This window comes from Actinophytocola algeriensis (assembly GCF_014203735.1).
GTDB classification, from domain to species: domain Bacteria; phylum Actinomycetota; class Actinomycetes; order Mycobacteriales; family Pseudonocardiaceae; genus Actinophytocola; species Actinophytocola algeriensis.
In genome coordinates this window covers 257,698-267,556 of the sequence record NZ_JACHJQ010000006.1, presented here as the reverse complement: position 1 = coordinate 267,556, position 9,859 = coordinate 257,698, and the positions used below count along the sequence as shown (strand labels likewise).

Genomic DNA, 9,859 nt, shown 5'->3' with positions numbered 1-9,859 from the left:
ATTCTGATCATCATCCGGAGGAAAGTGAGCCGGGGCGGGGGTCCCCGGCAGATTTTCCGCGTCATGCCGCCTTTGTCGGCACGATCCCGCGAATTGCGGATCGCATACCGTCGGCCGGACCGTCCTCGACGGGTGCCCGGCGGACCCGTTCCGATGCTCCCGATGGCGGAACGGATCCGCGTCGCGGCGGTGACACGCGGCCGAGCAGGACCACGAGCACGAGGCCCGCCGCGGACAGCAGGAGCGACAGCGCACCGGTCGCGGTGCCGATCACGAACCCCCAGGCCAGTACGCCGACGAACGTGCCGAGCAGCGGAATCAGCCCGGCCGGCTGCGTGCGGCGGGCGGCGACCGCGCAGAACGCGACCGCCAGCGCGAGCTGCCACGCCGCGGTCTGGTGGTCCTCGTTGCCGATCAGGGAGAACAGGCCGGTCGCGGCCTGCACCGCACCGACGGCACCCAGCGCGACGCGCAGCCTTCCCGCTGCCGCCGACGTGCCGGCCGGAACCTGTGCCAGTACCGCGTCCGCCACGTCCGGCCAGGTGACCGCCGCCGTGGTCCTGGTGCGCCGCGTGATGAGGGCGGCGTTGTCGTACCAGCGCGCACAGTCGGCGCACAGCTCAAGGTGGCGGTCGGCCGGGCGGCGGGCGTCGTCCGGGCCCTCCTCGTCGTCGAGGCGGGCCGACAGGGCTTCTCGGTATTCTTCGCAGTCCACGTAGTAGTAGTCGGTCACCTCGCGTCGCCGGTTCCAGCAGGTCTTCAATCAACGGCACGAACTGCGCTTGATTCGCGGTCTCGCGAGTTCTTCCGCGCCATTTCGGTGAGTACCTTCCAATTCATGTCGGACTTAGCGGCGGATGACACCGTCACGGAATTGGCGCTGGCCGCTGGCCGCGGGGATCGCGACGCGGCGAACGCTTTTATCCGGAGCACGCAGCGTGACGTCTGGCGCTTTCTCGTCTATCTGGCAGGCGCGTCGGAGGCGGAGGACCTCACGCAGGAGACGTTCGTGCGCGCGCTCGGTAGCGCGCACCGGTTCACGGCACGCAGCCACGCGCGCACGTGGCTGCTCGCCATCGCCCGCCGCGTGGCCGCCGACCACTTCCGCGCCGCGGCGGCCCGTCCGAGGATCGCGTCCGACGCGGACTGGCAGACGGCCGCCGACGAGCGCGGCGACCGGGGCCTGCCCGGTATCGACGACACGGTGTCGATCAACCTCGCCGTGCGGACACTGCCAGGCGACCGGCGCGACGCGTTCGTGCTGACGCAGGTGCTCGGGCTCGGGTACGCGGAGGCCGCGCAGGTGTGCGGGTGTCCTGTCGGGACCATCCGGTCGCGCGTCGCGCGGGCGCGCAGGGAGCTGGTCGACGTGCTCGCACCGGACCTGCGACGTGCGCCCGCGGCGGGCCGATAGGACGTCCGGCGTAGTCCGCTGCTCTGACGTCACGCACCACCGGGAACTCCTTGACAAGCGTCAAAACGGTGTGGAATCGTACGCCGCACGTATGAGGGCTTTATTTGAGTTACTCAAATGTGGTATCGATTCCAGGTTGTCGCCGCAATCAATTTACCCAACTGCCACGGTTTTCGTCTATTCTCTCCAGTAGCATGGCATTTCTACGCGTTTCTGTGGCAGAGCGGTGAGGATCGGGTGTGGGCGGCATGACGATCAGTACCGGTGTCGGGACAGTCGGTGGTGAGCGTGGCTCTCCACCTCGACGACGACCGGCGCACAATGCTGTCGTCGGCCGGCCGGCAGCACCCCCCGGGGAACCTCACCCGCCACGCATGTGTGTGAGGGGATTCCTCCGGGTGCAAGGAGTTAGGCTCGTGTACGTATCACGTTCACCGCAGTACCACCCCAGTGCCGACGAACGCATACGCGCTGTCGTCCGGTCTCCGGTCGAGCCCCGATTACGGTAGCGGCGCGGGGGCCCGGCATGGACTCCTCCACCGAGGTGAGGTCCGACGTCGACAGAACCGTCCCGTTCCCCGCCCCGCGCCTCGCGGTAGGGGTGGTCACGGCGGTTTTCGTCAGTATCAGCCTCATCGGTTTCCTGCACGTGTTGTTCCTGCCCATCGGAGTGGGCGAGATCGTGCTGTCGTTCGGTTGTATCGTCGCGCTGCTCGTGATGCAGTTGCTGTGGTACGGCCGTTCGAGTGCGCCACTGCGGTCGCGCGTCGGCTACGGGCTCCTCGCGGCACAGGCGTGTCTGGTGTACCTGCCCATCCTGATCTTCGGTCAGGCGTGGGTCGGCATGCCGGGATTCCTGGCCGGCAGTGTGTTGCTGGTGCTGCGCCCGATCGCGGCGTGGGCGGCGTTCTCACTGATCGTGGCCAGTATGGGCCTGGCGCAGGCGGTCTTCACCGGTGCGCCGGTGGACATCCTGTACACCTCGATCTCGACGGTGACCACCGGTCTGGTGGTGTACGGGTTGTCGAGGTTGACGGCGCTGGTCGTGGAGGTGCAGTCCACGCGTGCGGAGATAGCACGCATGGCTGTGCTGCGCGAGCGGTTGCGGTTCGCCCGCGACCTGCACGACCTGCTGGGTTACAGCCTGTCCGCGATAACGCTGAAGATCGAGCTGACGCACCGGTTGCTGGAGAAGTCGCCACAGGAGGCGAGCGACCAGCTGCTGGAGATCCTCGAGATCTCGCGTCTGGCACTGTCGGATGCCCGCACCGTCGCCACCGGCTACCGGGAACTGTCACTCGAGGACGAGTGCCGGTCGGCGGTGTCCGTGCTGCAGGCGGCGGACATCAGCGTCCGGCTGGACAGCGACGCGACGGACCTGCCGGTGCGGGTGAGCACGGTACTGGCGACTGTGTTGCGCGAAGGTGTCACAAACCTGCTGCGGCACAGCAAAGCCAAGCATTGTGAGATCACGATCCGGCAGACCCACGACCGCGCGACGCTCGAGATCACCAACGACGACGTGCAGCCGAACCCGAAGCCACCGCAGGACCGTGGCCGCAGCGGCTTGCACAACCTGTCGGTACGAGCGGGCGAGATCGGCGGAACGGTCACTGTGGACCATGAACCGAACGAGTTCCGGCTGAAGGTGGACGTACCGCTGAGGTTGGAACGCCGCTGAGGTTTGGACAAGACGAGAGGGCCCGGACACTGTCCGGGCCCTCTTTGTCGCTGGGACCTGGAATCACCCCGAAACGACGAAGGCCCCGCCAAAGCGGGGCCCAGCCTCGACACCGAAAGTCCCGAACGGACTACTCAGAGCCAACCAGCCTCACGAGCGATCCGGATGGCGTCAACCCGGTTGCGGGCAGCCAACTTCCCGATCACAGTCGTCAGGTAGTTGCGCACCGTGCCCACCGAAAGGAACAGGCGCGAAGCGATGTCAACAGCCTGCAACCCCTCCGCGGTCAGGCGCAGCACCTCGGTCTCGCGGGCGGTCAACGGGCACTCGGCGCTGTCCCACGCCGCCATCGCGAGCTGGCTGTCCACCACGCGCTGTCCCGCCGCCACACTGCGGATGGCATCCGCGAGCTGGGCGGGCGGAGCGTCCTTCAACAAGAAACCGGTTACCTTGGCCGACAGCGCCCGGCGTAAGTTGCCGGGCCTGCCTAAGCCCGTGAGGATGAGGGTCCGGATCTCCGGCAGGAGTTCGTGGACCTCGGCGACCGCCGTCAGGCCGTCCTTGCCGGGCAGGTCGATGTCGACGACGGCCACGTCGGGTTTGAACTTCTGGGCCGTGGACAGGATGTCGGTGCCGTTCGAGACCTCGGCCACCACCTCGATGTCGGGTTCGAGGTTGAGCAGCGCGACAAGAGCCCCGCGGACCATGTGCATGTCCTCGGCCAGCATGACCTTGATCATTCGCGGAAGTACCTCCGAGCAGCCCGCCTCGACTCGTGTTCTACCACGACGTGGTGGGCCACCGCAGTAGACATCGTCGAGTTCGTTGTGGTCCGTTTGGTGCAATGTCATGACGTCCTCCCCGGAACGGGCAGGCCGATCACGAACTCGCCCACGCTGACCTCCGCAGGCCAGTCGAGGTCGAACGCCGCCGTCGCCGTCTCGCTGTCGCCCGTCGCCACGGCGCACGGGGCCAGGCCCATCATCGTGGCCACCAGGTACAGGGTCTGTTGCAGCACCCCGACGTGCTTCAGCGTGGTCGCGTAGGCGATGCCGTCGTACACCCACGACAGCCTGCCCATCCTGGCGGTCATCGTGATGAGCACCGGTGGCCTGGTGTGCCCGCCGAGTTGCACCATCGCGCTGTCCAGCAGCTCGTCGGCGTGCGCACCGTCGGTGTTCACCAGTGTGAGCGCGTGGTCCTCCGGGTCGTAGTGGTAGCTCCCGCGGGGCAGGCCAGCGCACCGGTCGACCGTGAGGAACAGGTCCAGCTCGTACAGCGACCCGGCGCTCGGGTACGGCCGCTGCGACACGTGATAGCCGACGCCGCCCGCGCCGACGGCCTCGGTCTGGGAGCGGATCCGCGCGGTCCGGTACAGCAGCTCACCCACCTGCTCGGCCGACGGGCCCTCCTCGGCGAACTCACGCACCGAGTGCCGTTGTTCGATGGCGTCGGTCAACGAAAGGCCGGACGAGGTCAGGTCCGGCCGGTGCAACGGAAACCGCTGACCGGCTGGCACCGGGCGCACCACGGGCAGCGGCGCCAGGTCCGGCACGTGCCGGAACGCGGCGCCCGCCGCGTCGTCGTGCCTGCCCAGCCTGCTGCGGGAGTGGAAGAGGAGATCGTGCGGAGACCAGGTGCGCAGGTCGTCCTCCGCGAACACGGGTCTCGCGCCGTTGCCGGGCGAACCGGTCACGACCATGCCCGTCGCCACCAGGTAGGCCAGGATCTGCGTCAGCAGGCCCTCGCTCACGTTGATGTTCTGCGCGATGTGACCCGCGGTGGTGGCGCGGCCGAGGGCACCGACCACCCACGTCGTCAGCGGCCGGTGCAGCACGATCCGGTGGTGCGACAGCGGCGACTCGACCACCAGCTGCCCGTCGCTCTCCCGCACGATCGCGAACCGGGACAGCCGCACCGGCAGCGTCTCGTCGAGCGCGGGCAGCGACAGGACCTCACCGGGGGAGAGCGGCACCGCCGACAGCAGCGGTGTGGCCGTCTCCTTCAGGCCGAGCGACCGCACGACACACCCCGGCAGCCGCGCCAGCACCGCCAGCAGGTCGTCGCGGTCCAGGCCCTCGACGTTGGTCAGCTCCACGGGACCGAGCGTCATCCGGTACAGGCTGTCCACGATCGCCGGTGCGGGCGAGTCCACCAGGACGTCGCCCCACCGGGTCAGCACGACCAGGCTGCCGCCCGCGGCAGGCTCGATGGCCACGTCGTCCCGGAAGGACCACAGCGGCAGGCTCAGGTCGGGGGCAGCGCCGGCGTCGGATGGCACGTGTCGCTCCTCGGTGTGCATGCACACGCCGCCCGCGTAATACATCACGTTCACACGAATAGGGGGATCGGGTTCAGCTGTTCGTACGGCGTCGGCGCGTCGAGGCGGCCGAGCCGGACGGGTACGTCGAACAGTCGCCCGGGCGCGAACCGCGCCCAGAAACCGCGCATGCCGGGCACGATCGCCTTGACCACCGGGAGCCCGACGTCCGGGCGGGTCTGGTCGAGGACCATGACGTCGAGTCCCAGCCGCTCCAGCCGTTGCTGGACATCGGTGATGTCCTGGCGGAGATCGGTGGCGGGGACGTGCGCGTAGTGGGCGGGGGTGCGGAGCCCTACCGCGGGATCTGGCCGCAGGTACGGCATGCCGTCCCAGGTGGCGGTGCGCCACCAGTGCACGGCGTCGGGATCGGACCAGTCGTAGTCTCCACCCTCACCCGCCGAGACGACGGCGGGCATCAGCTGGTTCATCTCGGTGAGCGCCCGGATCAACGCCACCTCCGGGTCGAGGTGTGCCCCGAACCCGAACATGACGTCCTCGCGTGGCCCGTCTGTGCGGCGGGACAGCGCGGCCATGGTGGGGATCCCGACGTCCGAGGTCACGTCCAGTACCCACACGTCGCGGTGCAGAGCCGCGTACACCGCACGCAGCTCGTCGATCCAGCGCACCCCGAAACTGCCGAGGTCCACCCCAGGCGCTCTGGTGCGGTTGTACCACCACAGCGACACCGCGTCGCGCTCGACCACCTCGAGAAGCCCTTGCAGCAACGCGTCCTCGATGCTGCTGCCCGCCGCGTTGCCGTTCGAGTCCGCCGACAGCGACCCGCCGCCGCCGTACTCGGCTGGGACGTCGAAGTACAGCATCCCGGTCGGCAGGAACCGGTGCCGCTGCTGGGTGAGCGACCACACCGGCGTCCAGCTGGTGGTGGCGTGCTCGTCGAACGGGTCGCACACGTACTGGAACGACGAGTGCGTCGAGTTCCACTCGGCGCGGCCCGCGTACTGCCGCTCGTCGAACAGCAGGCACTCGCGCGGGTGCACGGCGTCCGCGCCGAGCTGTGCGTAGCTCGCGACGACGCGTTCCTCGTCGCCGTGGAAGTAGCCGCTGTGCCGTTCGATCGCCTCGCACAGCGCGCTCACCTTGCCGTGCAACGGGGTGATGCCCTTGCCGCCGTTCTCCGCGCGGGCCGACCGCATGTGCTCGAAGTGCCTGCGCGCGTTCAGCGCGAGGTTGGGCCCGGAGCGGAACGAGTTGAAGAACGACGGACCGCGCTGGTCCTTCGTGATCTCCTTCAGCACCCCGGTGACCGGGCTGATCAGGTGCTCGTAGGCGGCCAGCACGTCCTCGGGCGGCATCGACCGGTGCCCGCCGCCGCTGCGGCTGACCTTCGGCCGGGACTCGATGGTGACCGGTCGGCGGGCCTGCTCGCTCATCAGCCCCGCGTCCCCGCACGCGGGGCACTGGGGGCGCGGCCGCAGGTCGTGGCGGCGGCCGCACAGGTCGAGGCTGTCGAGCGTCCACACCGTGCGCTGGCTGTCGGTGCGCATGCCCGCGACCCACTTGACGGCTTCGAGCGCGACGAGGTTGAGCGCGGCCGTGCCGAGCGGCGGCAGCGACACCGCGGGCGGGATGAGCGGCACGTGCCGGTCGACCATGGCCCGCAGGTGGGTCTCGGCCTGGCGGTGGCCGCGCAGCCGGTGTTCGAGGCAGTGCCAGCAGGCCTGCTCGCCGTGCGCGAAGAACGGGCCGATCCACACCTGTGTGCCGCCCGGTTTCGCGAGCAGCCACGGGCGGCCCGCGGCGCGGTGCAGTGCGTCGATGCCGGGCAGCGCCGGGTCGAGGTAGTCCTCGCACAGCACGACGGACAGGGCGGCGTCGGTGTCGACCCGGTCGGCCGAGCCCGGGACGGTGGTCAGCCCGGCGGCGAGCAGCGCGGCGGTCGCGGCGTCGGCGTCGATGCCGTCACCCGCGCCGTCGTCGGCGCTGAGGAAGATCGTCGAGACCGTGGTGCTCCGCAGCGTGCGGACCACGCCCCCCGGGTCGAGGCCCGCGGCCTCCCAGTAGGCGAGGCTCGGCGGGTCGGTGCCGGGGCCGCCGCCGTCGGTGTGTTCCCGCAGCGTGACCAGCCCGGCGTCGACGAGGCGGGAGACGATCGAGCCCGCCTCCGCCAGCGTCAGCCCGTCGGGGATGTCCCGGCACAGTTCCGCCAGGTCACGGGTGCCGTCTAGCAGCGGGGCCAGCGCTTCGACGTGTGCGCCGGCCACGGAGGTCGCGTCACGCTCGGAGAGCAGGTAGACCGCCTCACCCTGGACGACGTGCGCCCGGAGGTGCCGCTTGAACCCGATCCGCAACCCGCTCTCCTTGCTCGAAGTGGTCATCACCGCTCCTTTGTCCACTCGTCCGCCGCTTGAGCCTCGCTTGAGCCCAAGCGTGCGACGCGTGCGGGGGACTGGACAAGTGCACCCCTCATGTGCTGGGTCTCGGTTACTCACTGCCCATTTATGATGCCGTCACTATCGTCGCGGCAGGCCCTCGGAATACCGTGAGATGTCCTGAAGTCCATGTTCACCGGCGGCGGAGTGTGCGGTGGATCTGGCTGATTGCGAGGTCCCGAAAAATGGTCACCAAATTAGACGCGCTGGGCATGATGACGCACGAGGAGAAACTTGCCCTCCTCGCCACACTGCTGGAGACGACGTCTCAGCCCAGCCTGGACGAAGACGCGGCGGCGGAGGCCTCCGTGCTCGTGCGACCCCGCAGCCCAGAGCAGAACCCGCTCGCCGACCTGCGCTTCGAGCTGCTCGGTCCGCTGGTCATCCGGCACGGGGACCTGGACGTGGCGCCGAGCGCGCCGAAGCTGCGGCTGATCCTGTCCACGTTGCTGTTCAACGCGAACAAGCCGGTCGGCGCTTCGGTGCTGGCGCGGGAGCTGTGGAGCGACGGTGCGCCACGCACCGCGCACTCGACGCTGCAGACGTACATGTTCAAGCTGCGCAGGCTCTTCCGTGCCGTGCTCGGCCTGTCGGTCGACTACATCACCCGTGAGGTGCTGCAGACCTGCTCCGGCGGGTACGTGTTGCGAGTGGACCCCGGTCAGCTCGACATCACCGAGTTCGACCAGCTCGTCACGACGGGTTCGGCCGCGATGCACGCGGGCGACTACGACAAGGCAGCCACCGACCTGCGCTGCTCGCTGGCGCTGTGGCGCGGCAACGTGGTCCACCATGGACAGTGGGGAACCCTGTTGCGGGCACAGGTCGCGCGGCTGGAGGAGCGGCGCTTCTACGCGCACACCACGCGGATCGACGCGGACCTGTGCCTCGGGCGGCACCGCGAGATGATCAGCGAGCTGGCCTCGCTCGTCGTCGAGCACCCGCTGCACGAGTCGGCGCACACGATGCTGATGATCGCGCTGTACCGGTCGGGCCGGGCGTCGGCCGCGCTGGAGGTCTACATGCGCTTCCGGCAGCGGATGCTGCACGAGCTGGGCATCGAGCCGTCGGACCGGATCAGGGCGCTGCACATGGCGCTGCTGTCCACCGACGGGCTGCTGGCCGACCGGTCGCTGACGTCCGACATGCTGCTCGACCGGCTCGTCCGGCGGGGCAATTCGCCTGCTGTTACCAGGGGATGACTCGCACCGATTACGGTCGATGTCGAATGGCGGGCGCGCCGAGGAGGAAATGATGACGGTATTGCCGAACACGAATTCCGGCGAAACCAACTTCGCCAACGACCCGAAACTGCTCGAGGGTGTACTGCGCCCTTATGAGCGCCCGCAGACCCAGTACCTGAAGTCGGCGACGGTGTCGGTGGCGGACGGGCTGGCCAGTGCGGAGGGCCGGTTCTCCATCCCGTTCCCCTGCTACATCGACGACACCGGCCACCTGAACTCGGTCGAGGTGAACATCTGCTTCAACCAGCTGATGTACTACCTGATCGCCAAGGTGGTGCAGGAACGCTCACTGTCGGTGTTCGACTCGTGGTCGATGGACGACTACTGGGCCAAGCAGCTGCCCGACATCCTCATCGCGCGGTTCCAGAGCAACTTCAAGCGGCCGATCGACTCCGCGGACTTCACCGGTGAGGTGTCGTTCGCCGAGTTCGCCGAGACCAACCGCAGCAGGCCGGTGCTGAAGGTCGACATGCCGTGGAAGTTCTGGGACGCGAACGGCGGCTACGCCGAGGGCGAGGTGCGGATGGCGCTGGTGGACCCGCCGGGCATGAAACTGCGCGCGGCCTGACCCCGACTTTCCAACACAGGAGCGGAGCGTCGGAGCGGTCGCCGTCTGGACTGACGAGCACGGAGGCCCGGCGAGGTACGAGCCCGGGGCCTCCGCGCGCAGGAGGGAAGACGGTGGCTCAGCGGAGGCGCGCAGCGACCCGATCAACACAGGAGCGGAGCGTCGGAGCGGTCGCCGTCTGGACTGACGAGCACGGAGGCCCGGCGAGGTACGAGCCCGGGGCCTCCGCGCGCAGGAGG

General features: G+C 69.0%; 8 protein-coding genes. 4 read left to right on the top strand and 4 right to left on the bottom strand.

Annotation, left to right across the window (positions count from 1 at the left end; all coding sequences use genetic code 11):
• Window positions 1-61 precede the first annotated feature (61 nt).
• On the bottom strand, window positions 62-733 hold the full coding sequence (locus tag FHR82_RS28185) for a hypothetical protein (RefSeq protein WP_184813586.1): 672 nt from the start codon (window positions 731-733) through the stop codon (window positions 62-64).
• A 105-nt stretch (window positions 734-838) separates the two neighbouring features.
• On the opposite strand from FHR82_RS28185, the gene FHR82_RS28180 reads away from it, so the two are divergent.
• Entirely contained in the window at window positions 839-1,414 is a 576-nt protein-coding gene (locus FHR82_RS28180) for a sigma-70 family RNA polymerase sigma factor (protein ID WP_184813585.1), read from the top strand.
• Window positions 1,415-1,940: 526 nt separating this feature from the next.
• A complete protein-coding gene (locus FHR82_RS28175; protein WP_184813584.1) occupies window positions 1,941-3,095 on the top strand; it encodes a sensor histidine kinase in 1,155 nt (384 codons plus the stop codon).
• A gap of 134 nt (window positions 3,096-3,229) precedes the next feature.
• Here FHR82_RS28175 and FHR82_RS28170 read toward each other — a convergent pair whose 3' ends face one another.
• From FHR82_RS28170 to FHR82_RS28160, 3 genes are all read right to left on the bottom strand, one after another.
• Window positions 3,230-3,835, bottom strand: a complete 606-nt coding sequence (locus FHR82_RS28170) for a response regulator transcription factor (protein WP_184813583.1) — start codon at window positions 3,833-3,835, stop codon at window positions 3,230-3,232.
• A 107-nt stretch (window positions 3,836-3,942) separates the two neighbouring features.
• Window positions 3,943-5,376: a SagB/ThcOx family dehydrogenase gene (locus FHR82_RS47655; RefSeq protein ID WP_184813582.1), complete on the bottom strand. Its 1,434-nt coding sequence runs from the start codon at window positions 5,374-5,376 to the stop codon at window positions 3,943-3,945.
• 50 nt (window positions 5,377-5,426) lie between these two features.
• Complete coding sequence (locus FHR82_RS28160; RefSeq protein WP_184813581.1) at window positions 5,427-7,754, bottom strand: TOMM precursor leader peptide-binding protein; 2,328 nt, start codon at window positions 7,752-7,754, stop codon at window positions 5,427-5,429.
• Window positions 7,755-7,993: 239 nt separating this feature from the next.
• Here FHR82_RS28160 and FHR82_RS28155 point away from each other — a divergent pair, with 239 nt between their 5' ends.
• Window positions 7,994-9,010, top strand: a complete 1,017-nt coding sequence (locus FHR82_RS28155; protein ID WP_184813580.1) for an AfsR/SARP family transcriptional regulator — start codon at window positions 7,994-7,996, stop codon at window positions 9,008-9,010.
• A gap of 52 nt (window positions 9,011-9,062) precedes the next feature.
• A complete protein-coding gene (locus tag FHR82_RS28150; protein ID WP_184813579.1) occupies window positions 9,063-9,620 on the top strand; it encodes an FcoT family thioesterase in 558 nt (185 codons plus the stop codon).
• Window positions 9,621-9,859 lie beyond the last annotated feature (239 nt).